Annotated in this window: 22 protein-coding genes; 15 read left to right on the forward strand and 7 right to left on the reverse strand. The window is 42.2% G+C overall.

Annotation, left to right across the window (positions count from 1 at the left end):
- The first annotated feature begins 3 nt into the window (after positions 1-3).
- From PP2015_RS14240 to PP2015_RS14250, 3 genes are all read left to right on the forward strand, one after another.
- Entirely contained in the window at positions 4-2,859 is a 2,856-nt protein-coding gene (locus tag PP2015_RS14240; protein WP_058030941.1) for a valine--tRNA ligase, read from the forward strand.
- A gap of 119 nt (positions 2,860-2,978) precedes the next feature.
- Positions 2,979-3,422, forward strand: a complete 444-nt coding sequence (locus tag PP2015_RS14245; protein ID WP_058030942.1) for a hypothetical protein — start codon at positions 2,979-2,981, stop codon at positions 3,420-3,422.
- Positions 3,423-3,520: 98 nt separating this feature from the next.
- Complete coding sequence (locus PP2015_RS14250; RefSeq protein ID WP_058030943.1) at positions 3,521-3,844, forward strand: hypothetical protein; 324 nt, start codon at positions 3,521-3,523, stop codon at positions 3,842-3,844.
- Here PP2015_RS14250 and PP2015_RS14255 read toward each other — a convergent pair.
- From PP2015_RS14255 to ftsY, 7 genes are all read right to left on the reverse strand, one after another.
- Positions 3,804-5,042 carry an HD-GYP domain-containing protein gene (locus PP2015_RS14255; protein ID WP_058031656.1) on the reverse strand — a complete coding sequence of 413 codons (1,239 nt, stop codon included), beginning with the start codon at positions 5,040-5,042 and terminating at the stop codon, positions 3,804-3,806. The two genes, PP2015_RS14250 and PP2015_RS14255, sit on opposite strands and share 41 nt — an antisense overlap.
- Positions 5,043-5,210: 168 nt before the next feature.
- Entirely contained in the window at positions 5,211-5,546 is a 336-nt protein-coding gene (gene rraB / locus PP2015_RS14260) for a ribonuclease E inhibitor RraB (RefSeq protein ID WP_058030944.1), read from the reverse strand.
- The gene (locus tag PP2015_RS14265) at positions 5,521-6,258 is read right to left on the reverse strand and encodes a 1-acylglycerol-3-phosphate O-acyltransferase (protein WP_058030945.1); all 738 of its coding nucleotides are present in this window, start codon (positions 6,256-6,258) and stop codon (positions 5,521-5,523) included. The genes rraB and PP2015_RS14265 overlap by 26 nt, the downstream gene beginning before the upstream one ends.
- Before the next feature lie 131 nt (positions 6,259-6,389).
- Positions 6,390-7,253 (reverse strand): RNA polymerase sigma factor RpoH, encoded by an 864-nt coding sequence (gene rpoH, locus PP2015_RS14270; RefSeq protein WP_058030946.1) that lies wholly within the window; start codon positions 7,251-7,253, stop codon positions 6,390-6,392.
- A gap of 280 nt (positions 7,254-7,533) precedes the next feature.
- On the reverse strand, positions 7,534-8,520 hold the full coding sequence (gene ftsX / locus PP2015_RS14275) for a permease-like cell division protein FtsX (protein ID WP_058030947.1): 987 nt from the start codon (positions 8,518-8,520) through the stop codon (positions 7,534-7,536).
- Positions 8,517-9,194, reverse strand: coding sequence for a cell division ATP-binding protein FtsE (gene ftsE, locus PP2015_RS14280; protein ID WP_058030948.1), 678 nt, complete (start codon positions 9,192-9,194; stop codon positions 8,517-8,519). Before ftsE ends, ftsX begins: the two co-directional genes overlap by 4 nt.
- 70 nt (positions 9,195-9,264) lie before the next feature.
- The gene (ftsY, locus tag PP2015_RS14285) at positions 9,265-11,637 is read right to left on the reverse strand and encodes a signal recognition particle-docking protein FtsY (RefSeq protein WP_083496596.1); all 2,373 of its coding nucleotides are present in this window, start codon (positions 11,635-11,637) and stop codon (positions 9,265-9,267) included.
- A gap of 183 nt (positions 11,638-11,820) precedes the next feature.
- Here ftsY and rsmD point away from each other — a divergent pair, with 183 nt between their 5' ends.
- The 12 genes from rsmD to PP2015_RS14345 all read left to right on the forward strand — a co-directional run bounded on the left by rsmD (position 11,821) and on the right by PP2015_RS14345 (position 24,669).
- Complete coding sequence (gene rsmD, locus PP2015_RS14290; RefSeq protein ID WP_058030949.1) at positions 11,821-12,408, forward strand: 16S rRNA (guanine(966)-N(2))-methyltransferase RsmD; 588 nt, start codon at positions 11,821-11,823, stop codon at positions 12,406-12,408.
- A 139-nt stretch (positions 12,409-12,547) separates the two neighbouring features.
- On the forward strand, positions 12,548-12,763 hold the full coding sequence (gene rpsU, locus PP2015_RS14295; RefSeq protein ID WP_010362466.1) for a 30S ribosomal protein S21: 216 nt from the start codon (positions 12,548-12,550) through the stop codon (positions 12,761-12,763).
- Positions 12,764-12,784: 21 nt separating this feature from the next.
- Positions 12,785-13,231, forward strand: a complete 447-nt coding sequence (locus PP2015_RS14300) for a GatB/YqeY domain-containing protein (protein ID WP_058030950.1) — start codon at positions 12,785-12,787, stop codon at positions 13,229-13,231.
- A 74-nt stretch (positions 13,232-13,305) separates the two neighbouring features.
- Positions 13,306-15,045, forward strand: coding sequence for a DNA primase (gene dnaG / locus PP2015_RS14305; protein ID WP_058030951.1), 1,740 nt, complete (start codon positions 13,306-13,308; stop codon positions 15,043-15,045).
- A gap of 119 nt (positions 15,046-15,164) precedes the next feature.
- A complete protein-coding gene (rpoD, locus tag PP2015_RS14310; protein WP_058030952.1) occupies positions 15,165-17,000 on the forward strand; it encodes an RNA polymerase sigma factor RpoD in 1,836 nt (611 codons plus the stop codon).
- 69 nt (positions 17,001-17,069) lie between these two features.
- Positions 17,070-17,948: a 50S ribosomal protein L11 methyltransferase gene (gene prmA / locus PP2015_RS14315; RefSeq protein WP_058030953.1), complete on the forward strand. Its 879-nt coding sequence runs from the start codon at positions 17,070-17,072 to the stop codon at positions 17,946-17,948.
- A 278-nt stretch (positions 17,949-18,226) separates the two neighbouring features.
- A complete protein-coding gene (gene dusB, locus PP2015_RS14320) occupies positions 18,227-19,198 on the forward strand; it encodes a tRNA dihydrouridine synthase DusB (protein ID WP_058030954.1) in 972 nt (323 codons plus the stop codon).
- A gap of 15 nt (positions 19,199-19,213) precedes the next feature.
- The gene (fis, locus tag PP2015_RS14325) at positions 19,214-19,504 is read left to right on the forward strand and encodes a DNA-binding transcriptional regulator Fis (protein WP_005491017.1); all 291 of its coding nucleotides are present in this window, start codon (positions 19,214-19,216) and stop codon (positions 19,502-19,504) included.
- A gap of 251 nt (positions 19,505-19,755) precedes the next feature.
- Positions 19,756-21,342 (forward strand): bifunctional phosphoribosylaminoimidazolecarboxamide formyltransferase/IMP cyclohydrolase, encoded by a 1,587-nt coding sequence (purH, locus tag PP2015_RS14330; protein WP_058030955.1) that lies wholly within the window; start codon positions 19,756-19,758, stop codon positions 21,340-21,342.
- Between the two features lie 95 nt (positions 21,343-21,437).
- Positions 21,438-22,271: a class I SAM-dependent methyltransferase gene (locus PP2015_RS14335; RefSeq protein ID WP_058030956.1), complete on the forward strand. Its 834-nt coding sequence runs from the start codon at positions 21,438-21,440 to the stop codon at positions 22,269-22,271.
- Positions 22,272-22,286: 15 nt separating this feature from the next.
- A complete protein-coding gene (gene purD, locus PP2015_RS14340; protein ID WP_058030957.1) occupies positions 22,287-23,570 on the forward strand; it encodes a phosphoribosylamine--glycine ligase in 1,284 nt (427 codons plus the stop codon).
- A 283-nt stretch (positions 23,571-23,853) separates the two neighbouring features.
- Complete coding sequence (locus tag PP2015_RS14345) at positions 23,854-24,669, forward strand: DUF2797 domain-containing protein (protein ID WP_058030958.1); 816 nt, start codon at positions 23,854-23,856, stop codon at positions 24,667-24,669.
- The last annotated feature ends 61 nt before the right edge of the window (positions 24,670-24,730 follow it).

The following is a 24,730-nucleotide window of genomic DNA, read 5'->3' on the forward strand; positions in this document are numbered from 1 at the left end:
GAAATGGATAAAACCTATAATCCACAAGATATAGAACAGTCTTTATATAAAGACTGGGAAGACAATGGTTACTTTAAACCATCAGGTAAAGGCGAAGCATACTCAATTATGATCCCGCCACCAAATGTCACAGGTAGCCTACATATGGGCCACGCTTTCCAAGACACCATCATGGACACGCTGACTCGTTATAAGCGCATGCAAGGTAACAACACGCTTTGGCAAGTAGGTACTGACCATGCGGGTATCGCAACACAAATGCTTGTTGAGCGTAAGTTAGCTGCTGAAGAAGGTAAAACACGTCACGACCTAGGCCGCGATGCATTTATCGATAAAATTTGGGAGTGGAAAAACCACTCTGGCGGCACTATCACTAAACAATTACGTCGCTTAGGCGCTTCTGTAGATTGGGAACGTGAGCGTTTCACTATGGACGAAGGCCTTTCTGAAGCCGTTAAAGAAGTATTCGTACGCCTTCACAAAGAAGACTTAATCTACCGTGGTAAGCGCCTAGTTAACTGGGACCCTAAGCTACACACTGCGATTTCTGATCTTGAAGTTGAAAACAAAGACAAACAAGGTCACATGTGGAATCTACGTTACCCACTTGCTGACGGCGTAAAAACCAAAGACGGTAAAGACTACATCATTGTTGCGACAACACGTCCTGAAACCATGCTTGGTGATACAGGTGTGGCAGTAAACCCTGATGATGAGCGCTACCAAGACTTAATCGGTAAAGAAATTTTACTGCCTATCGTAAACCGTCGCATTGCAATTGTTGCCGATGAGCATGCAGACATGGAAAAAGGCACAGGTTGTGTGAAAATCACACCTGCCCACGACTTTAACGATAACGAAGTAGGTAAACGTCACCAACTACCAATGATCAACATCTTCAACAAAGATGCTGCGGTATTAAGCGAAGGCGAAAGCTACACATTCGACGGTAAAGAGCTTGAATTAGATGCGCCAATTCCTGAGCGCCTACACGGCCTTGACCGCTTTGATGCTCGTAAAGCGATTGTTGCTGAGTTTGAAGAGCTTGGCCTGTTAGAAAAAATTGAAGATCACAGCCTAACTGTACCTTACGGTGACCGTTCTGGCGTAGTGATTGAACCGCTTCTTACTGATCAGTGGTACGTGCGTGTAGCACCTCTAGCTGAGCCTGCGAAAGAAGCAGTTAAAAATGGCGACATTAAGTTCGTACCTCAACAATACGAGAACATGTACTTCTCGTGGATGAACGACGTACAAGACTGGTGTATTTCACGTCAGCTTTGGTGGGGTCACCGCATCCCAGCTTGGTACGACAACGAAGGTAACGTATATGTTGGTCGTGACGAAGCTGAAGTACGCCGCGATAACAACCTTGCTGATGATGTTGCACTTAAGCAAGATGAAGACGTTCTAGATACGTGGTTCTCATCTGCGCTTTGGACTTTCTCAACGCAAGGCTGGCCGGCAAACACAGACGATTTAAAAACTTTCCACCCATCTGACGTATTGGTAACAGGTTTCGACATCATCTTCTTCTGGGTTGCGCGTATGATCATGATGACCATGCACTTCATCAAAGATGAAGACGGCAAGCCACAAGTACCATTTAAAACCGTTTACGTCACTGGTCTTATCCGTGATGAAAATGGCGATAAGATGTCTAAATCGAAAGGTAACGTACTTGATCCTATCGACATGATTGACGGTATCGACCTTGAAAGCCTAGTTGAAAAGCGCACTGGTAACATGATGCAGCCACAGCTAGCGAAGAAGATTGAGAAGAACACCCGTAAAACATTCGAAAACGGTATTGAAGCACACGGTACAGACGCACTGCGTTTCACCCTTGCAGCAATGGCTTCAACAGGTCGTGATATCAACTGGGATATGAACCGCCTTGAAGGTTACCGTAACTTCTGTAACAAACTATGGAACGCAAGCCGTTACGTATTAATGAATACAGAAGAGCAAGACTGTGGCTTCGCTACAGAGGCTGAAAAACAATACTCACTCGCTGATCGCTGGATCTTAGGCCAATTTGAAGCAACTGTTAAAACCTATACTGAACATCTAGAAAACTACCGTTTTGACCTAGCTGCAAACACCATTTATGAGTTCACTTGGAACCAATTCTGTGACTGGTATCTAGAGCTTACTAAACCAGTATTGTTTAAAGGTAACGAAGTACAGCAACGTGGTACTCGTCATACTCTAATCACAGTATTAGAAAGCCTACTTCGCTTAATGCACCCGTTAATGCCATACATTACAGAAACGATTTGGCAACGTGTTGCACCGCTTGCTGGTATCGAAACTGCAGGCACTAGCATCATGGTTCAAGGTTTCCCTGTATACAATGAAGCAAATGTTGATAGCCAAGCGATGGACGACCTAGAATGGGTTAAGCAGTTCATTCTTGCTATTCGTAACATCCGTGGTGAAATGGATATCAGCCCAAGCAAACCATTATCGGTATTGCTTGCTAATGCGTCTGACGAAGACAAGCGCCGCTTAACGGATAACAAAGCATTCTTAGCGTCTCTTGCTAAGCTTGAAGCGTTCACGCTTCTTGATAACAAAGACGATGCACCAGCGTGTGCAACATCGTATGTTGGAAACCTTGAGATCATGATCCCAATGGCTGGCCTAATCGATGTTGATGCTGAATTAGCTCGTATCGCGAAGCAGCTAGAGAAAGCAGAGAAAGGCTTAGCACAGGTTCAAAACAAGTTAGCTAACGAGAAATTCGTTAACAACGCACCAGAAGCTGTACTTGCAAAAGAAAAAGATAAGCTAGCCGAATACTCTGATGCTAAAGCGAAATTACTTGAGCAAAAAGCGAAGATTGAGAGTTTGTAATAACACTTTTAATCATTGCTAACACCATAGAAAACGCGAGCTTCGGCTCGCGTTTTTGTTTCTAAAAAACAAACAAACTGATACACTCATCGACAATAAAAATAACAAACGGATTTACCATGCTTAAACCACTTTTACTCGCATCAACGTTGTCTATCGCCTGCTTTTCAAGTCACGCAAATGATAATTCATCTTGGTCATTCGGTGCTGGCCACTTTGAACATGGCGGTGTTCTCGGTGCAAAATACACATATGAGATAAATGAAAAGCATAGCGCATTTGCCTCAATAGGTATTATTGGCTATGCATTTGGCTATGAGTATCAGTTAAATGACCATATTGATTTAGGACTAACCCTTGGGCAACAAGCTGCTTATGCAAGTGACGGGTTCTTAGTCGCAAAAGCAAATTATTATTTCAGTAATCAAGGTAAAAAAGGGTTTTATGTGGGCGCGAGTTTTGGCGTAAAAGAAGAAGATGGTGAGTGTTTCGTTTTCTGTGCGCAAGAAGATACTGAAAAGGTGAAGTCTACCGGCGGCATTCATATCGGCTATCGTTTTTAGAATCAAATAATATTAATTCTCATTTAGATTGACAATCTTTCGGCTCCTTTTTAAACTAAGCCTTATCTTTTAAAGGAACATAAAACGGAGCCTTCATCATGTTCGTCATGCTTATTCTAGTCTCTTTGATGTTTGCAGGGTTAAGCGTATATTGCTTTTGTAAAGCCAACTACTGTGCCTGCAATAAAGCAGGGCAATGTGATAATCCTATCAACCTTTTCTGGTTAGGCACTATTTTAGCGGCGCTCATTTCTTTGGCCTTTAGCTGCTTTGCACTTCACACTGAACAGGGCACTATTCTATGGCTCATTATGATGACAAGCTGTCAGTTAGGTGCGGTATTATCTGCAAAATGGCAAGGCCTAACTCGCACTGATACAGCTAAATTAAAAGATGAGACTTTAACAGGCGGGATAAATTGAGCTCGTAATCACTGGGTCTAACACTCGCAACCACTTTTATTTCGCTTTCTACAGTATGTAAATCGAGCTCTTTCCCTGTGATGTGATGCTTATGCTTAGTATTATAGAAGACTTTCACCTTAGGTTTCATTGGTGACAGCTTATTCCCCTCTAGTACTAGCGCCAATCTATCATTGGTTAATCGCACAATCGTACCAACGGGGTGTACTCCCAAACACTTTATAAACTTTTGCACTAACTGCGCATCAAATTGATCTTTATTGGCCAGTAAATACCTTAAAGCGTGGATAGGCTCTTCACCATTTTGATGCGGCCGCTCCGAAGTCATTGCATCATATACATCTACAATGGCCATCATTCTGGCTGGTTTACTGATTTTTGACCCCGATAGACCTCTTGGATAACCTGAGCCATCAACCCTTTCATGATGGTTTAAAATCATATCCATCACCAGTGGGCTGATCCCTGACTCACCTTTTACCAACCCCAATGATTGCACTACATGCTTCTTAAGCGCTTTAAACTCTAACTCATTGAGATTGTCAGTTTTATTAATGATCCCTTGAGGTAATTTTGTATGACCTACATCATGTAACATCGCGCCAAGTGCTAACTGTTGAATTTGCTCATTTTTGATACCTAGATATTTAGCAAATACACTCATCAAAATGGTGCAATTAATCATATGGCGCCAATTATAACCATCCTTGTCCTTGATGCGGCTCAATATGGCCATTGCATTACTATTGCGTAGAACTGAGTCAACTATCTCATTACTGACTTGATTCAGCAAAGAAACATCTAATTTTGCGCCAATAGTAAGATCATTGTATAGGGTCTTTAATTGCTGAGAGTGCTGATCGAATTGCTGTGTGGCTTTGGCAAATTCCTGTTCTAAAGATTTTTCTGCGACCGCAGGCTTGGCTTTTTTCTTTGTTGCAGAACGAGGAGCTTCTTCAGGTGCTTTGCTCTCTTCTTGTTTTGGAGCTGGACGGTATTTTTCTGGAACTTCAATATCACTTTGAGAAAAGTCTATTTTTAGTTCCATTACGCCTTTTGAAAGCAATTGAGCAATGATGCTCTGATCTCGTACCATACCCCGAGATTTTATTTTAATTTTAGCATCGCTGCGTTGCTTGCAAACACTGTCGACAAACATCCCAGGTTGTAATTCAGAGATTGGCAAGGAAACCAGCATAACGGCATATTTTAACAAATTAGATACAAGCATGGTTTGTATCATTTTTCAGCGTAAGTCGTCTATCTCTTAGACTAAATTTAATACATTTTAACTAGGAAAACCCTATAAAACATGCATTAAAAAAGGAGCTTTCGCTCCTTTTCATTAATTTAAGACTGATTTAACTTACTCTTGGAAGTAAGTACCCCAGCCGTCATATTCGACTCTACATTCAGCAGCAAGTGCGGCTAACTTGTCAACGTCTTCCATAATAACGTCAACATCTAACTCTGCTTCGACAACAACATCAAAACCCCAAATCTTACTGCCATCTTCAAGCTCAAGCTCAGCAGGGTCTTCTACGTCATAACCAAGTTTGAATGCAGCTAAAGCCGCTTCTTCTAGCTGCTTAAAGTCTTCGCTCACAAAGTGGTGCTCCACTTCGTACAGCTTTTCAGTTGAAGAGCCATCTTCGATTAAAGATTCGACGATGTCTTCACTTATTTCGCGCCAGTTTTCCATTATCTTCTTTTACCTTGTCATCAAGTTGTGCAATACGTTCGGCCATCAGCGTGTGTGTTGCACTAGCATGGTCTCTGGCACTGATTTCTTTATCAAGGGAGATCGGTGCCAACACATCAATATAGATTGTACCATTGTCCCAACGATTTAGCTTAATACAATCATGGGTTGAATTCATACAAACCGGTACCACTGGCACATCAGCGTTCATCGCAGTATGAAATGCGCCTGTTTTAAATGGTAATAAACCTCGGCCATAGCTTCGTGTGCCCTCAGGGAACATCCAAACAGATAGACCATTTTCTTTGATTTTTGCTACCGACTTACCCAAGGTGCCCATTGCTTTAGAACGATTGCCTCGGTTAATTAAAATGTTACCTGATAGCCAATATAACTGACCAAAAAATGGGATCCACTTTAAGCTATGTTTACCCATACTCACCGTATTTTCAGGAACCGCCGCAGGCAGAGTGAATAGATCATAGTTATTCTGGTGATTTGCGACGTAAATGGCTGGGCCGACTTTACTAGCACTTGGGTCGACATTAATTTCGAGTTTAACTCCAACCACAGTCGACATTTTGCCAAACCAGCTGGCAATAATATGTACATTGTTCCTATGAAACGGCCTTATGATTGAGAGCAATAACCCAAAAATACAGCTCAACACAATAAATAGCGCCATAGCTATTACTCGTAAAACAGCTAACAAAACCCACACTCCTATTTAAATCAGCACGGCATTATAATCAATTAGCGAACACTTGTAAGCTCAATTGTAATTTTATTACTGGCATAAAAAATGCCGCTAAATTTAGCGGCATTTCGTGAAACTTTTAATATTTAGTGCATTGCTGATTGCAGCTTCTTCATCGCTGACTTTTCTAGCTGTCTTACTCGCTCAGCTGATACATTATATTTAGCAGCTAAGTCTTGTAAGGTAGCTTTTTCATCAGCTAACCAACGTGAGCTAATAATATCTTGAGAGCGCTCGTCTAAAGTTTTTAATGCTGCAAACAAACGATTTTGAGATTGCTCTTGCCATTGTTCTTCTTCAACCACATCCGCTAGATCACCACTTTGATCTGTTAAGTACTGTACTGGTGAAAAACTACTTGCAGGTGCATCATCATTATCATCAGATGTTAAGTCGAAGCCCATATCTTGGCCACTCATACGTGATTCCATCTCACGTACTTCTTTTTCACTTACACCTAACTCGTTAGCAACTGTTGCTACTTCGTCTTGGTTAAACCAGCCTAGACGCTTTTTATTCTTACGTAGATTGAAGAATAATTTACGTTGCGCTTTAGTCGTCGCAACCTTAACGATACGCCAGTTTTTTAATACATATTCATGGATCTCAGCTTTAATCCAGTGAACAGCAAATGAAACTAAGCGAACACCCACTTCAGGGTTAAAGCGTTTTACCGCTTTCATTAAACCAATGTTCCCTTCCTGGATTAAATCGGCTTGCGGCAGACCATAACCCGCATAGCTTTTAGCGATGTGCGCGACAAAGCGAAGGTGAGAAACAATAAGTTGCTTAGCAGCTTCTAAATCACCATCTTGATGTAAGCGAGTCGCTAGTGCTTTCTCTTGCTCAGCATCAAGCATAGGAATTTGGCCTACAGTTTGTAAGTAGCCATCTAAACTTGCGCTTTGTTGTCCTGTTGTCAGGGCCATTGCGTAAATATCGTTACTCATTTTTCACCTCAGTGATAAACATTTTTGCTGATTTTAGCACTCTCACCTAAAGAGTGCTAACACCTATATAATACTTTTCTGTTCTTAATTGCAAGAAGTTTTATTCAATTTTGGAATTAAAAAAATAAACCAATGAAAAATATAGAAAAAGTAATTATTGAAATTAATTTAAAAGTGTTTCAAGTTGTGAATCTAACGCAGTGATATGACATATAAATGACAGATAAGTCCATATAAGTTGCTAAGAGTGCTAATTTTAGCACTCTCCACATACAAACAATTAGACCTTATCTGGCTCTATGTCTTTTATATATTTTCTGACCGAAATATAAGAACCGCTAAAACCCAGGCCAATTGCCAATGAGAGCAAAATTAATAGCTCATTGCCATTTAAACCGGTTAATACAAAATTACTTTGATACACACCTGCAACCATAGCGACTGCTGACTCTAACCACCAGAGCATCATAACCACACTCATAAATGCGACCAACCCACCAATTACCCCATACCATATACCAGTCCAGATAAATGGCGTATGAATAAAAGCATTTGTTGCACCAACCAGCTTTAAAACTTGGATCTCTTCTTTTTTATCCATGATTGATAAGCGAATGGTATTACCTATAATGAGTATCACTGCACTGAGTAATAATAGTCCCACTGTAAATACACTTTCTTTTAATAGGCTTAAAAGTGCATTCAAACGCTCTAACCAAGCAATATCCAACTTACCGAATTCAACCTCTCTTTCAGCTTCAAGTTTAGTCAGGAGTTGCTGGGCTGCTTGAGGCTTTCTATAGCGAACGGTCGGTGTCACTAACACCACATTCGGCAGTGGATTTTCATCTAAATAATCTAACGCCTGTCCAAAGCCTGAAACCTGTTTAAATTCTTTTAGAGCTTGAGATTTGGAAATATAGCTGACGCTCTCAATTTCTGGGTAAAGTGCTAAACGTTTTACCAATGTCTGCGTTTGCGCATCGTTGAGCTCTTCTTTTACGAATAATGATATCTCAGCAGCATCACTAAAGCCGCTGCTCACCTGTTGTACGTTTTTCACGACCACATATAAAGTCGCTGGTAAGGTTAAGCTCAGCCCTAATACCAAAATAGTCATTAAAGAGGCGATTGGCGTTCGCCACATTTCGCCTAAACTATTTATGCCTTGGCGGATAAAGTTCAGAAGAGAAAAATACAGCGCGCTAATGCCGTTACGGTTATTGCTGCCACCTTGAGAGTTACGACTTTTAAAAAGTAAACTCATAGCACCTCCTGCGCTAAAGGATCTGTGATTAAGCGACCATGATCCAAAGTGAGGCTTTTATACTTCATTCTAGCGATTAACCCCAAATCATGAGTTGCGATTAATACAGCGGTGCCATGACGATTGAAATCTTCGAACAGCTTGAGAATTTCCATCGATAATTCTGGGTCTAAGTTACCGGTTGGCTCATCGGCAAGTAATAAAGGCGGAGAGTTTACGATAGCACGCGCAATCCCAACACGTTGTTGCTCACCGCCAGACAACGTACTAGGCTGACATTTTACTTTATTTAAAAGTCCTACTTTATCTAATGCAGCATGAACACGTTTGGTGATATTTTTGTGGTGCATCCCTTCAATCACTAATGGCAGCGCCACATTATCAAACACGTTATACCGGTCTAACAGTCGATGATTTTGAAAAATAATCCCAATATCACGCCGTACATAGGGAATTTGTCGATTTTTCACAACGTTTAAGTTAACGCCATTAATATATACATGACCCGCCGAAGGTCTTTCCATGACGCTAATTAGCTTTAGCAGCGTACTTTTGCCTGCACCACTATGACCAGTTAAAAACGCTAACTCTCCATCAGCCAATTCAAAACTGACTTTCTCTAACGCCCTATGGCCACCAGGGTAAGTTTTACTTACATTCTCAAATTGGATCATGTTAGGCCTACTCTAAATGTTATTATTTTGAGACCAAAAAGGGAGTTAATACTCCCTTTTATTTCTATGGTTAATCGTCTTGGCTAAATAACGCCTCGATGAAATCATCACTTTTGAAAGTTCTTAAATCATCAATGCCTTCACCGACACCAATATAACGAATTGGGATCTGGAACTGATCAGCAACAGCAAAGATAACACCACCTTTAGCTGTACCATCTAGCTTAGTTAAAGTGATACCTGTTAAACCGACCGCTTTATTAAATAGGTTAACTTGGCTAATGGCATTTTGACCAGTACCAGCATCGATGGTCAGCATGACTTCATGCGGCGCATCAGGGTCTAGCTTTTTCATCACGCGCGCAATTTTTTCAAGCTCTTGCATTAAATTGTCTTTATTTTGAAGACGACCTGCTGTATCAGCGATTAGCACATCAACATTGCGTGCTTTTGCCGCTTGGAAAGCATCAAATACTACTGATGCACTATCAGCGCCTGTATGCTGAGCAACGACTGGGATGTCGTTACGCTCACCCCAAACTTGCAGCTGCTCTACAGCTGCTGCACGGAAAGTATCACCTGCAGCCAACATCACTGACTTCCCTTCTTGTTGGAACTGCTTGGCAAGTTTACCAATTGTCGTTGTTTTACCAACACCATTTACGCCCACCATTAAAATCACAAATGGTTTTTTATCTGCATTAATTTCTAATGGCTTTTCTGCAACTTTTAGCATTTCTGCCATTTCTTGCTTCATTAAGTCGTAAAGTGCTTCACCATCTTTAAGTTGCTTCCTGTCAGCGGCATCCGTCAGATTGTCGATCAGCTTCATGGTGGTATCGACACCTAAATCAGCGGTTAAAAGCTGTGTTTCTAACTCTTCAAAAAGGTCATCATCAATTTTTTTACCTTTAAAGATCGCCGCAAAACCAGAACCGATGTTTGCCTTTGTCTTTAAAAGACCTTTTTTAAGACGAGAGAAGAAACCTTCTTTTTTAGGCTTTTCCGCTTTGGCTTGTTCTGTAGTAATACGTTCTTGTTCTAGCTTTTCAGCTTCTAAACGTGCTTGTTCAGCTGCTTCTGCTTCACGTGCTAAGCGCTCTGCTTCTTCACGCTCAGCTTGTTCTTTAGCAATACGTTCTTGCTCTAGCTTTTCAGCTTCTAAACGTGCTTGCTCAGCCGCTTCTGCTTCACGCGCTAAACGCTCAGCTTGCTCTTTAGCGATACGTTCTTGTTCGGCTTTTTCTAGCTCTAACCTTTCAGCTTCTAAACGTGCTTGCTCAGCTGCTTCTGCTTCACGCGCTAAACGCTCAGCCTCTTCACGCTCAGCTTGCTCTTTAGCGATACGTTCTTGTTCGGCTTTTTCTAGCTCTAACCTTTCAGCTTCTAAACGTGCTCGCTCAGCTGCTTCTGCTTCACGTGCTAAGCGCTCTGCCTCTTCACGCTCGGCCTGTTCTTTAGCGATACGTTCTTGTTCGGCTTTTTCTAGCTCTAACCTTTCAGCTTCTAAATGTGCTTGCTCAGCTGCTTCTGCTTCACGTGCTAAGCGCTCTGCCTCTTCACGCTCGGCTTGTTCTTTAGCAATACGTTCTTGTTCGGCTTTTTCTAGCTCTAACCTTTCAGCTTCTAAACGTGCTTGCTCAGCCGCTTCTGCTTCACGTGCTAAGCGCTCTGCCTCTTCACGCTCAGCTTGCTCTTTAGCGATACGTTCTTGTTCGGCTTGTTCTAGCTCTAACCTTTCAGCTTCTAAACGTGCTCGCTCAGCTGCTTCTGCTTCACGTGCTAAGCGCTCTGCCTCTTCACGCTCGGCCTGTTCTTTAGCGATACGTTCTTGTTCGGCTTTTTCTAGCTCTAACCTTTCAGCTTCTAAACGTGCTTGCTCAGCTGCTTCTGCTTCACGTGCTAAGCGCTCTGCCTCTTCACGCTCGGCTTGTTCTTTAGCAATACGTTCTTGTTCGACTTTTTCTAGCTCTAACCTTTCAGCTTCTAAACGTGCTTGCTCAGCTGCTTCTGCTTCACGTGCTAAGCGCTCTGCCTCTTCACGCTCGGCTTGTTCTTTAGCAATACGTTCTTGTTCGGCTTTTTCTAGCTCTAACCTCTCAGCTTCTAAACGTGCTTGCTCAGCCACCTCTGCTTCTCGTGCTAAGCGCTCTGCCTCTTCACGCTCAGCTTGCTCTTTAGCGATACGTTCTTGTTCGGCTTGTTCTTTGGCAATACGTTCTTGCTCTAATCTTTCTGCTTCTAAACGTGCTTGCTCAGCCGCTTCTGCTTCACGTGCTAAACGCTCTGCTTCTTCACGTTCGGCTTGTTCTTTGGCAATACGTTCTTGCTCTAGCTTTTCAGCTTCTAATCGCGCCTGTTCTTCTGCTTGTTGAGCCTTTTGTTGCTCTTCGTCTTTTTTGCCAAAACCTAACCAAGACAGAAATTTATTCTTTTTTCCCATACCCGCTAAATACCATATAGATAAAGTCTGATAAACTAACTCACTCTGGTAGAACAAAGCTTTTCGTTAGCTAATAAGAGTTGTACTGAAAATTTCGACCAGTGTATCACGTAACACTAGGTAGTAAAAATGCTGCCTAGGTTAATTTAAGCACCAAATAACAATCAGTTTGATGTCAAAAGCATGAGAAAAAAATCAGCACCTCAACGAACCAACAATAATGGCTTTATTAGGATCATTAGTGGCCAATTCCGCGGCAGAAAGTTACCTGTTAATGATTTAGAAGGGCTGCGCCCAACGACTGATAGAGTCAAAGAAACGGTGTTTAACTGGTTAATGCAAGATACCAGAGGTGCCAATGTACTGGATTGCTTTGCTGGGTCTGGCGGCTTGGGGTTTGAATGTTTATCAAGATTTGCAGCACATGCAACCTTTATCGAATTAAATAAAAAAGCCGCTGAACAATTAAAAAACAATGCCAACACCTTAAAGCTAGATAACACAAAAGTAATTAATAAGAGTGCCATTGAACACTTAACTTCTGACAATCAAGGCGATAAATTTGACTTAATATTTGTCGATCCACCTTTTAGAAAAGGACTTGCCGAACCTAGCTGCCATTTACTTGAGCAGAATAATTGGCTAGCTGATGAAGCATTAATCTATGTTGAGGTCGAAAAAGAATGTACTTTTGATGCCCCTGAAAATTGGCATGTATTAAAAGAAAAACAAGCAGGACAAGTGCTTTGCAGGCTTTATCAGCGAAATTAAGAAAATGCTAAGTAATTTGCTAAAATTTAGTCTTTACACGCGGTAATGCTTCGGCTTACAATACCGCACCATTTTTGAACCACGTGGTCATTATTTGATCAGATGAGCTTAGCTCATAAATTAGGTAGGTGAATTTTTAATGCCAGTAATTAAAGTAAGAGAGAACGAACCGTTTGACGTAGCACTTCGTCGTTTCAAGCGTTCATGTGAAAAAGCAGGTATCCTTTCAGAAGTTCGTCGTCGCGAGCACTATGAAAAGCCAACAGCTGAGCGTAAGCGCAAAAAAGCTGCTGCAGTAAAGCGTCACATGAAAAAGCTTTCTCGCGAAAACGCACGTCGCGTTAAATTATACTAATCCGTTTTTGGTCTTGTATAAATGAGCCTTTTAACACAGCTAAAAGACGCACAAAAAGAATCTATGAAAGCAAAAGACAAGGTTCGCCTTGGTGCTATTCGTATGGTTCTTGCTGAAATCAAACAGCGTGAAATTGACAATAAAACAACACTAGATGATGCAGGTATTACTTCTGTTCTGGTTAAGTTAGTTAAGCAACGCCGTGATTCATACACCCAGTATAAAGATGCGGGTCGTGATGATTTAGCCGAAATTGAAGCCAATGAAATTGAAGCGCTTGAAGCTTTCTTACCTCAGCCTTTGACTGAAGAAGAAATTTTAGCTTTGATTGATGCTGCAATCGCCGAATCGGGCGCAGCAGGTATGCAAGACATGGGTAAAGTTATGGGTTTAATCAAAGCAAAAGCAGAAGGTAAAGCCGATTTAGGTAAAGTTTCTGGTTTAATTAAGCAAAGATTAAGCGCATAATCCCTCATACTGATAGTATGTTTAAGTAAACCGAGCCATGCGCTCGGTTTCTTCGTATAAGCTCTAGAGTATTTATGGCAGGAAAAATCCCAAGACAATTTATCGACGAATTGCTCGATAGAACAGATATTGTTGACTTGATTGATAACCGCATTGGCCTAAAAAAAGCTGGCAAAGATTATCAAGCATGCTGCCCTTTTCATAACGAAAAAACGCCCTCTTTCACTGTCTCTAGAGATAAACAGTTTTACCATTGCTTTGGGTGTGGCGCTAACGGTAACGCGATTTCATTTATGATGGATTATGACAAACTTGAGTTTGTCGATGCCATTGAAGAACTCGCTGCACTTTTAAATCTCGAGGTACCACGTGAGCAAGGTTCAGGTAAACCTGAACGCAGTATGCAAGAGAAAAAGTCTGATTATGACTTAATGTTGCAAACTGCGAAGTTCTTTCAACACCAGTTGAAACACCATAAAAATGCCACGCAAGTCATCGACTATGTTAAGGGTCGAGGTTTATCAGGTGAAACGGTTCAAAAATATCTCATTGGTTACGCCCCGGACGAATGGAATTCATTGGGTGACCAACTTGCTCGTAACCCTGCTCAAAAACAGCAATTACTCGAATTAAAACTCGCATCTGAAAAAACACCAGGAAAGCAGTTCGACTTCTTCCGTAATAGGCTGATGTTTCCTATTCGAGATAAACGTGGTCGAGTCGTTGCCTTTGGTGGTCGTGTAATGGGCGATGATCAAGGCCCAAAATATTTAAACTCACCTGAAACGCGCATTTTCCATAAGAGTTTAGAGCTGTATGGCTTATATGAAGCAAAACAAGCGAATAGTAAACTTGAAAAAATGCTCATTGTTGAAGGTTACATGGACGTGGTGGCACTTGCTGAACAAGGTATTAGTTATGCCGTTGCTGCACTCGGCACAGCCACAACCCCAGAGCACATGCAGACGCTTTTCAGAACAACAGATTTAGTGATCTGTTGTTATGATGGTGACAGAGCAGGTCGCGATGCAGCTTGGCGTGCACTCGAGAACGCTTTGAGTAATTTGAAAGACGGCAAGTCTTTGCGCTTTGTGTTTTTGCCGGACGGTGAAGACCCTGACTCATTGGTGCAAAAAGAAGGCAAAGACACATTTGAATCTCGCCTAGATCAAGCTGAAGATTTTTCAAAAGTACTGTTCCGCAAGTTATTAGAAAACTGCGATGTTACATCTGACTCTGGCAAAGCTAAGTTAATGAGCGATGCTCTACCTCTCATTTCAAAAGTACCTAGTGAGTTTTATCAAGAAAACCTAGTAGAAACACTGGCGAAACTGATTGGACGAACCAAAGAGCAGCTCGCAAAAAAAGTAGATAACCCAAACGAACAACTTTCAATAGAAAGGAAATTCAAAGTGACTCCTATGCGTGGCGCTATTGGTTTATTGTTACAGCACCCTAAACTTGCTAATAGTGTTGAGTATATGCCCGAACTTGCTGAAATGGCCATTCCCGGGATTCAACTACTGCTCAACTTACAGCATTTATGTTTGCAAAATAATGACATAACAACGGCTCAGCTTCTTGAACAGTACCGAGAGACGCCTGAATTTGACGCATTAAAAAAGTTAGCTGTTTGGCAACATGGTGTCGCAGATGAGAAACTTGAAGATTATTTTAAAGATTCTTTCCAGTTTATTGAAAACCAGTGTTTAAATTACCGACACGAGACCCTATTAATAAAAGATAAAACTGATGGTTTAAGTAGAGATGAAAAACTCGAGCTTGCGTTATTAACTCAGGCACTTAAACGTTAGAATGACTAGCGAACATTAATCATTGCTGTTATAATGTTCTATTCACGTGCGCCTAGCTTAAAATGCTGTAGTGCTAGCGCCTGTTGTATCAACTTATCAGAGTGGAAGCATAATTCTCTATGGATCAATCTCCTCAGTCACAACTCAAACTTCTGATTCAGAAAGGTAAAGAACAAGGTTACTTAACGTTTGCAGAAGTTAACGATCACCTTCCACAGGACATCATAGATTCAGATCAAGTAGAAGACATCATTAGCATGATTAATGACATGGGTATTAAGGTTGCAGAAAATGCACCTGATGCCGATGAACTAATGATGCAAGAAACTACGACAGACGAAGATGCTGCTGAAGCAGCTGCTGCCGCACTTGCAACTGTGGAAAAAGAAATCGGTCGTACTACCGATCCAGTTCGCATGTACATGCGTGAAATGGGTACTGTTGAACTACTTACACGTGAAGGCGAAATCGAAATCGCGAAGCGTATTGAAGAAGGTATCAACCAAGTACAGATCTCAGTTGCTGAGTACCCAGAAGCCATCACTTATCTGCTTGAACAGTGGGATAAATTTGAAGCTGAAGAAATTCGCCTTAGCGATATTATCTCTGGTTTCTTTGACCCTGATGCTGAAGAAACTCAAATCTCGGCTACACACATCGGTTCAGAATTAAGCGAAGAAGAACTTGATGATGAAGACGATGATTCAGATGATGAAGACGAAGAAGAAGCAGATACAGGTCCTGATCCTGAAGAAGCTCGCGAAAACTTCGAAAAACTTCGCGAACTTTATAATGCTGCACGCGTTATCTTTGAAACAAAAGGTCGTGCTCATCCTGATGCGCAAGTTGCAATCACTGAAATTGGTGACCACTTCCGTACTTTCAAGCTAGTACCTAAGCAATTCGACCGCATGGTTAACAACATGCGTGAAATGATGGACAAAGTACGTGTTCAAGAACGTATTGTCATGAAGCAAGTGGTACAAATCGCTAAGGTACCGAAGAAAACTTTTGTTAAGCACTTTGCTAACAATGAAACTGATATGGCTTGGGTTGACGCAGAAATTGCGGCAAACGAAAAGTATTCAGTAAAATTACAAGAGGTTAAGCCTGAAGTAGAGCGCTGCATTAACAAACTTAAAGCGATTGAAGAAAGTACAGGTTTAACAATCGAGCGCATCAAAGACATCAACCGTCGTATGAGTATTGGTGAAGCTAAAGCTCGCCGTGCGAAAAAAGAAATGGTTGAAGCGAACTTACGTCTTGTAATTTCAATTGCGAAAAAATACACCAACCGTGGCCTACAATTCTTAGACCTTATCCAAGAAGGTAACATTGGTCTTATGAAAGCGGTTGATAAGTTCGAATACCGCCGTGGTTATAAGTTCTCAACTTATGCGACTTGGTGGATCCGTCAGGCAATTACACGTTCTATCGCTGACCAAGCTCGTACAATACGTATTCCTGTACATATGATTGAAACGATTAATAAACTTAATCGTATTTCACGTCAGATGTTACAAGAAATGGGTCGTGAGCCAAGTCCTGAAGAGTTGGCAGAACGTATGATGATGCCTGAAGACAAGATCCGTAAGGTATTAAAAATTGCGAAAGAACCAATCTCAATGGAAACGCCAATTGGTGATGATGAAGATTCGCACTTAGGTGATTTCATCGAAGACACCACAATTGAGTCTCCAATTGATTCAGCAACAATGGAAAGTCTTCGTGGCGCAACAAACGAAGTGTTAGCAGGCTTAACAGCTCGTGAAGCTAAAGTTCTTCGTATGCGTTTCGGTATCGATATGAATACTGACCACACACTAGAAGAAGTAGGCAAGCAGTTTGACGTAACACGTGAGCGTATTCGTCAGATTGAAGCTAAAGCGCTTCGCAAGCTTCGCCACCCTTCACGCTCTGACTTATTAAAGAGCTTCTTAGACGTTAAAGGCTAAGAATAAAAAAGCTTATTTTGAAGGCCGCTATAAGCGGCCTTTTTATTAACATAATATTTAGGAAACCCCATGGCTTGGATCCAAATTCGCATTCACGCTAATAAAGAAAGTGCTGACCAAATCAGTGATCTACTTTTAGACGTAGGCTGTCCATCAGTCACCTTTATGGACGGCAGTAATACTCCGGTATACGAACCAAAGCCGGGCGAAGTCATCTTATGGCCAGAAACCATGGTGATTGGCTTGTTTGATGCTGCGCACGATATGGACGTGGTTGTCGCGTACCTAAAAGCAAACATTAGCGATACTCTCACTTATAAAATAGAACAGCTAGAAGACAAAGACTGGGAGCGCGAATGGATGGATAACTTCCACCCAATCAAGTTTGGTGAGCGCCTTTGGATCTGCCCTAGCTGGCGTGATATTCCAGAACCAGATGCCGTAAACGTATTGCTAGATCCTGGCCTTGCATTTGGTACTGGTACACATGCGACAACCGCCCTTTGTTTAAAATGGCTCGAAAGCCAAGATTTGACGGGTAAGACAGTTGTCGACTTTGGTTGCGGCTCAGGTATTTTAGGCATTGCTGCAATCAAACTAGGCGCAGAGCGCGTGATTGGTATTGATATTGACCCGCAAGCATTAATTGCTTCAAAAGATAATGCAGAGCGTAACGGCGTAGCCGAGCAACTTGAAGTATACCTGCCTGAAAACCAACCAGAGTTTCATGCTGATATTGTGGTAGCAAATATCCTTGCTCAGCCACTTCGTGAACTGCATGAGATCATTCTTGGCTTTTTAAAGCCAACAGGTGCAATTGCCATGTCAGGTATTTTAGAAGAGCAAGCACAGTCTGTTGCCGATGTTTACGCACCATTTGTTGACCTTGAAGCCATTGCGCAAGAAGGGGAATGGACCCGCGTAAGTGGTCAAATGAAAGCAAACTAAATAAAAACCTCTGCCTATAGAGTTAGTAACTTGTAACAGCTAAAGCCTGTGTTTAACAGGCTTTACGATTTTTTCACTTACATGCCAAATATAATTATCTTGTATACACCTACTTTTTGCTCAAAAATCCTACAATAAGAAAGCCCCTTCAAACTGTTATCAAAAGTCAAGATATAAAGTTCAAAAAAAAAACAATAATGTTCAATTATTAGCCTTTGATTTTTTCAAAAAAAACCGTAAACTTAGCGCCCCTTGAAACGAGGCAGATTTGGATAGAAGTGCGTATAGGTCCATACCAACTTGAAAACAACTTGATTGTAGCCCCGATGGCTGGGATCACTGATAGACCATTCAGACAACTATGTCGTCGAATGGGTGCCGGTCTTGCGGTATCAGAAATGATGTCTTCAAATCCAAAAGTGTGGAAAACAGATAAATCAATGAACCGTATGGATCATTCTGGTGAGTCTGGTATTCGCTCTGTACAAATCGCTGGTGCTGATCCTGAGTTGATGGCACAAGCCGCCCAGTTCAATGTAGACAACGGTGCGCAGATCATAGATATCAATATGGGCTGCCCCGCTAAGAAAGTGAATAAAAAGCTAGCAGGCTCTGCATTATTGCAGTATCCGCAACTGGTTGAAGAAATTGTTCAAGCAGTCGTTGCGGCCGTAGATGTACCGGTGACTTTAAAGATCCGTACGGGCTGGGATACCGATAACCGCAATGGTGTTGAGATTGCAAAGATAGCTGAACGTAATGGAATTGCTTCCTTGGCTGTGCATGGTCGCACGCGTGCTTGCATGTACAAAGGGGAAGCTGAATATGCCACGATTCGGGATATTAAACGTTCAATATCAATTCCTGTGGTTGCAAATGGAGATATTACCTCTCCAGAGAAAGCGAAGCAGGTACTGGAATATACGGGCGCAGATGCCATTATGATTGGTCGAGCCGCCCAAGGTCGTCCTTGGATTTTCCGAGAGATAGATCATTATTTGCGAACCGCAGAGCATATGCCTGCACCAGAATTATCTGAAGTGCAAAGCATATTGATGGAGCACTTAGTGAACCTTCATCAATTCTATGGGGAGCCAATGGGAGCGCGCATCGCACGCAAGCATGTATCTTGGTATTTGCAGGCCCATGACCAAGAAGGTCAATTTAGGCGAGTATTTAATGTCCTTGAAACGCCCAATGAGCAAATCGAGGCATTAGAGCAATACTTTAAAACACTAGCAGCTAACTAAGAAAGAGACATAAAGATGTTCGAACAAAATGTGACTTCTCCATTTATTACTAACGCTCACGTTCAGTCACAAGAGAAACCGCAACCTTTGCGCGATGCAGTAAAAAAAGCTGTACACCACTATTTAAAACAGCTTAACGGTCAAGACGTACAAGACGTTTACGATCTTGTTCTTTCTGAGCTTGAAGCACCACTTTTAGAAGAAGTAATGACGTATACTCGTGGTAACCAAACTCGTGCTGCGATCTTACTAGGTATCAACCGTGGTACTTTACGTAAGAAGCTTAAAAAGTACGGCATGAACTAATTTTAGTTTTTGCTTAATATAAAAAAGCGCCTTAGGGTGCTTTTTTATTGCCTAAATTTTAACAATTTAGCGTTTTAAATCATCCATATTTGATTTTCAAAAAGCACGCTTCGCGCAAAATATCAACAGTGCAAATTAAGTTTTTCTCACCCTCACTTCTGCCTTTTTAATCGTTTTCTCATTCATTTTAGGCTAAAATAGCGCACTTCTAAGCTAGCCCTTAAGTAATCATTGAGGAAACCCAAACCATCATGGATATACATCGTCCAATTCGTCGCGCGCTATTAAGCGTGTCAGATAAAACCGGTATTGTTGAATTTGCCCGCGCACTAAGTGCACAAGGCGTTGAAGTACTTTCAACAGGCGGTACGTTTAAACTACTTACAGAGAACGGCATTGCAGCCACGGAAGTATCTGACTACACAGGTCACCCAGAAATTATGGATGGCCGAGTAAAAACCCTTCACCCGAAAGTACATGGCGGGATCTTAGGTCGTCGCGGCCAAGACGAAGGCGTGATGGAAGAAAACAACATTTCAGCTATCGATATGGTTGTTGTTAACCTTTACCCGTTTGCACAAACTGTTGCAAAAGAGGGTTGTACTTTAGAAGATGCGATTGAAAACATCGACATTGGTGGTCCAACTATGGTTCGTGCTGCAGCGAAAAACCACAAAGATGTGACGATCGTTGTAAACGCATCAGATTACGATCGCGTTATTGCAGACATGCAAGCAAACGAAGGCTCAACGACGTACCAAACACGTTTTGACCTTGCAATTGCAGCATACGAGCACACAGCACAATACGACGGTATGATTGCTAACTACTTCGGTAAAATGGTGCCTGATTACACTGAAGAAGCCGCTGTTGAGACTAAATTCCCTCGTACTATCAACATGCAATTCACTAAAAAGCAAGATATGCGTTACGGTGAAAACTCTCATCAAGATGCTGCTTTCTATGTTGAAAACAACCTTGAAGAAGCATCAGTTGCAACTGCAAAGCAACTACAAGGTAAAGCCCTTTCTTACAACAACATCGCTGACACTGACGCAGCACTTGAGTGTGTAAAAGAGTTCGACAAGCCTGCATGTGTTATCGTTAAGCACGCTAACCCATGTGGCGTAGCGGTAGACGAAGACATTCTTGCAGCTTACGACCGTGCTTTCAAAACAGACCCTACATCTGCATTTGGTGGCATCATTGCATTCAACCGTGAGCTAGATGCAAACACAGCAGAAGCGATTGTTTCACGTCAATTCGTTGAAGTGATCATCGCACCAAGTATCTCTGCAGAAGCGACTCAAATTGTTGCTGCTAAGAAGAACGTTCGTCTTCTTGAGTGTGGCGAATGGTCAAGCAAAACGACGCAAGCTGACATCAAACGTGTTAATGGCGGTATTTTAGTACAAGACCGTGACCAAGGCATGGTTGAAATGGGTGACCTTAAAGTGGTTTCTAAGCGCCAGCCAACAGAGCAAGAACTGAAAGATCTAATGTTCTGCTGGAAAGTCGCTAAGTTCGTTAAATCAAACGCAATTGTATACGCAAAAGACGGTATGACAATTGGTGTAGGCGCAGGTCAAATGAGCCGCGTTTACTCTGCGAAAATTGCTGGTATTAAAGCAGCTGACGAGAACCTAGAAGTTAAAGGTTCTGTTATGGCTTCTGACGCATTCTTCCCATTCCGTGATGGCATTGACGCCGCTGCTGAAGCGGGTATCACTGCGGTTATTCAACCGGGTGGTTCAATGCGTGACGAAGAAGTTATCGCGGCAGCTGATGAAGCTGGCATGGCGATGGTGTTTACTGGCATGCGCCACTTCCGTCACTAATCGATAGGCGCGAAACATTCATCGTTTCGCGCTTTTTCTTTCTCCCAATTTCAAGTAGTCTGCTTAAAACACACTCAAAGTGAAGGACATAAAAAATGAAATTCGGTTTAAAAACACTTCTCGCTGCTAGCATTGTTACTGCCATTGCTGGTTGTTCTGCAACAGGTTCATCTTCATCATCTAGCTCTGCTGAGTTAACCTCTGCTGTGGCTGATAATGCTCGCTCTGATAAGAATCGTGCCCGTGACCAATACCGTCGCCCAGCACAAACTCTTGAATTTTTTGGCCTCAAGCCAAATATGACAGTGGTTGAAATTGCGCCTGGTGGTGGTTGGTATTCAGAGATCTTAGCACCAGTTGTTAAAGGCCAAGGTACTTTTTATGCAGCGCACTTTCCTGCAGATTCAAAAGTAGGTTATTACCAGCGCTCACTGGCTGGCTTTAAACAGAAAGTGGCTGAAGATACACGCTTTAGCGAAGTAAAAATTACCGAGTTTGCACCAGTCACTCACTCAAACATTGCCCCTGCGGGCTCTGCTGACATGGTTTTAACCTTCCGTAATGTACACAACTGGTACATGCGTGGTGGCGAAGACGGCACTTTAAGTGCATTTAAAGCATTTAATAAAGCGCTTAAAACGGGTGGTATCTTAGGTGTGGTTGAACACCGTTTACCTGAACACCGTGCCGACGAAGACCAAAAGTCATCAGGGTATATGAAGCAAAGCTATGTTATCGAAGTTGCTAAAAAAGCAGGTTTTGAATTGGTAGAAGCAAGCGAAATTAACGCTAACCCTCTTGATAGCGCTAATCACCCGAAAGGTGTTTGGACATTGCCACCACGTTTAGCTTTAGGTGAAGAAAAAGCTGAGCAGTATAAGGCAATTGGGGAAAGCGATCGCATGACCCTAAAATTCAAAAAGTTATAATAGGATAAATACGCCATGAATGTACTAGTCATTGGCAGTGGCGGCCGTGAACACGCTCTTGCGTTTAAAGCCGCTCAAAACCCTTCTGTAAGAACCGTTTTTGTTGCACCTGGTAATGCAGGTACTGCACTAGAGCCTAAGTTAGAAAATGTTGCGATTGGTGTTGAAGACCTAGATGCACTCGTTGCATTTGCCAAAGACAACAATGTTGAGCTAACTATTGTTGGTCCTGAAGCACCATTAGTTATTGGGGTGGTTGACCGTTTCCGTGAAGAAGGTCTAGCCATCTTCGGTCCAACAGCGGCAGCAGCACAACTAGAAGGCTCTAAGTCGTTCACAAAAGACTTCTTAGCGCGCCATGACATTCCAACTGCGGAATATCAAACGTTCGAACAAATCGAGCCTGCTCTTGCTTATCTAAAAGAAAAAGGCGCACCGATTGTTGTTAAGGCTGATGGCCTTGCAGCAGGTAAAGGTGTGATCGTTGCAATGACAGAAGCAGAAGCGGAAGAAGCAATCCGCGATATGCTTGCTGGAAATGCATTCGGTGAAGCGGGTAGTCGTGTAGTTATCGAAGAGTTCCTTGAAGGTGAAGAAGCCTCTTTCATCGTCATGGTTGACGGTAAAAACGTGCTGCCATTCGCAACAAGCCAAGACCATAAACGTGCATACAATGGCGACCAAGGTCCTAATACGGGTGGTATGGGTGCTTACTCTCCTGCGCCAGTTGTAACCGCTGACATTCATGAGCGCATCATGAACGAAGTGATCAACCCTACTGTTGAAGGTATGGCTAGTGAGGGTGCTCCTTACACAGGTTTCCTATACGCAGGTCTGATGATCACCGCTGATGGTACACCTAAGGTAATCGAGTATAACTGTCGTTTCGGTGATCCTGAAACTCAACCTATCATGCTACGTTTACAGTCTGACTTAGTAGAGCTAATTCAAGCGGCAAACCGTGAAGAGCTAGATCAAACTGAAATTAAGTTCGACTCACGTGCAGCGGTAGGCGTCGTACTTGCAGCAAAAGGCTACCCTGGTAGCTATCCAAAAGGTGATGCTATCTCAGGCCTTCGTGTTGATTACGCTGAAGGCGAGAAAGTATTCCACGCAGGTACTAAGCAAGACGGCGAAAACGTTGTAACAGCGGGCGGTCGTGTACTTTGTGCAACTGCACTTGGTCACACTGTGACTGAAGCGCAAAAGCGCGCTTATGCACTGGTTAACGAAATCAATTGGGACGGCGTTGAGTTCCGTACTGATATCGCTTATCGCGCCATTGCTCGCGAACAGTAATCTCGTATCTATTTAGATGATTAAAGGCCCTTTCGAGGGCCTTTCTCATAACAATTGCATTAACTTCTGATCTATTATTGCGACAGAAAACCGGTAACCGGAAAAAGTCCAATAACAAGGATGATATTTTGATATATAGTTGTTCTATATTAAAAATTTCAGACGAAGTTAGTGGGCTTTTTAGCTCGCTAGAATGATTAGTCAGTTAATAAAATTGGTATAATCTCTCCACCAGCTTTGCTAGACTGCGCACTTAAATTTTCACATCTTTAGGGGCGTAAAGATGCAAGGTACACTGCGTAAACTAAAAGCAGATCACACTCAACCGATTCAATATCATCTTCCACTAGGCGATGAATTGGTTAATCTAAACCAATATTTTGGCAAAGCGATTAAGCTAACTTTCACAGGTAATATTTTTTGTTGTAGCTGTGGTAAAAAAACCAAAAAAAGTTACTCACAAGGCCATTGCTTTGTGTGTATGAAAAAACTGGCTAGCTGTGACATGTGTATTATGAAGCCTGAAACCTGTCATTTTGATCAAGGCACCTGTCGCGAGCCTGAATGGGGTGAAGCGAACTGCATGATCCCGCACTATGTTTACCTTGCAAATACTTCTGGGTTAAAAGTCGGTATTACTCGCCACACACAAATTCCTACGCGCTGGATTGACCAAGGTGCAACGCAAGCTCTACCAATTTTTAAAGTGCAAACACGCTTACAGTCAGGTCTCGTAGAAGTCGCTTTAGCCGAGTTCATTGCCGATAAAACCAATTGGCGCAATATGCTCAAAGGCGTCAGTGTCGATGTTGATTTAAAAGCTGCAGCTGCTGAGCTTATTCCACAAATTCAGGCTAAATTAGATGAGTTGGCTGAGTTGTTTGGTGCCACCGCCATTGAACAATTAGATGAAGAAGTCGTTGATTTAGATTTCCCTGTTACAGAATACCCGACCAAGATCAGCTCGTTTAATTTCGACAAAGATCCTGAAGTGTCAGGCGTACTTGAAGGCATCAAAGGCCAGTACTTAATCTTTGATAAAGGCGTTATCAACATTCGTAAATTCACTTCTTACGAAGTGGCTTTCGAAGCGTTATAAGTTAACCTGAGCCCAGGTTAACTTCGTAAATTTCTTAACCAAAACTCAGGTTAAGTTACCG

The sequence above is a fragment of the Pseudoalteromonas phenolica genome (genome assembly GCF_001444405.1).
Lineage (GTDB): Bacteria > Pseudomonadota > Gammaproteobacteria > Enterobacterales > Alteromonadaceae > Pseudoalteromonas > Pseudoalteromonas phenolica.

Excerpts from the sequence above, each read along its gene's own strand:
- PP2015_RS14240 (WP_058030941.1), top strand. The coding sequence starts at position 4 with ATGGATAAAACCTATAATCCACAAGATATAGAACAGTCTTTATATAAA.
- PP2015_RS14245 (WP_058030942.1), top strand. The coding sequence starts at position 2,979 with ATGCTTAAACCACTTTTACTCGCATCAACGTTGTCTATCGCCTGCTTT.
- PP2015_RS14250 (WP_058030943.1), top strand. The coding sequence starts at position 3,521 with ATGTTCGTCATGCTTATTCTAGTCTCTTTGATGTTTGCAGGGTTAAGC.
- PP2015_RS14255 (WP_058031656.1), bottom strand. The coding sequence starts at position 5,042 with ATGCTGGTTTCCTTGCCAATCTCTGAATTACAACCTGGGATGTTTGTC.
- rraB (WP_058030944.1), bottom strand. The coding sequence starts at position 5,546 with ATGGAAAACTGGCGCGAAATAAGTGAAGACATCGTCGAATCTTTAATC.
- rpoH (WP_058030946.1), bottom strand. The coding sequence starts at position 7,253 with ATGAGTAACGATATTTACGCAATGGCCCTGACAACAGGACAACAAAGC.
- ftsX (WP_058030947.1), bottom strand. The coding sequence starts at position 8,520 with ATGAGTTTACTTTTTAAAAGTCGTAACTCTCAAGGTGGCAGCAATAAC.
- ftsE (WP_058030948.1), bottom strand. The coding sequence starts at position 9,194 with ATGATCCAATTTGAGAATGTAAGTAAAACTTACCCTGGTGGCCATAGG.
- ftsY (WP_083496596.1), bottom strand. The coding sequence starts at position 11,637 with ATGGGAAAAAAGAATAAATTTCTGTCTTGGTTAGGTTTTGGCAAAAAA.
- rsmD (WP_058030949.1), top strand. The coding sequence starts at position 11,821 with ATGAGAAAAAAATCAGCACCTCAACGAACCAACAATAATGGCTTTATT.
- rpsU (WP_010362466.1), top strand. The coding sequence starts at position 12,548 with ATGCCAGTAATTAAAGTAAGAGAGAACGAACCGTTTGACGTAGCACTT.
- PP2015_RS14300 (WP_058030950.1), top strand. The coding sequence starts at position 12,785 with ATGAGCCTTTTAACACAGCTAAAAGACGCACAAAAAGAATCTATGAAA.
- dnaG (WP_058030951.1), top strand. The coding sequence starts at position 13,306 with ATGGCAGGAAAAATCCCAAGACAATTTATCGACGAATTGCTCGATAGA.
- rpoD (WP_058030952.1), top strand. The coding sequence starts at position 15,165 with ATGGATCAATCTCCTCAGTCACAACTCAAACTTCTGATTCAGAAAGGT.
- prmA (WP_058030953.1), top strand. The coding sequence starts at position 17,070 with ATGGCTTGGATCCAAATTCGCATTCACGCTAATAAAGAAAGTGCTGAC.
- fis (WP_005491017.1), top strand. The coding sequence starts at position 19,214 with ATGTTCGAACAAAATGTGACTTCTCCATTTATTACTAACGCTCACGTT.
- purH (WP_058030955.1), top strand. The coding sequence starts at position 19,756 with ATGGATATACATCGTCCAATTCGTCGCGCGCTATTAAGCGTGTCAGAT.
- PP2015_RS14335 (WP_058030956.1), top strand. The coding sequence starts at position 21,438 with ATGAAATTCGGTTTAAAAACACTTCTCGCTGCTAGCATTGTTACTGCC.
- purD (WP_058030957.1), top strand. The coding sequence starts at position 22,287 with ATGAATGTACTAGTCATTGGCAGTGGCGGCCGTGAACACGCTCTTGCG.
- PP2015_RS14345 (WP_058030958.1), top strand. The coding sequence starts at position 23,854 with ATGCAAGGTACACTGCGTAAACTAAAAGCAGATCACACTCAACCGATT.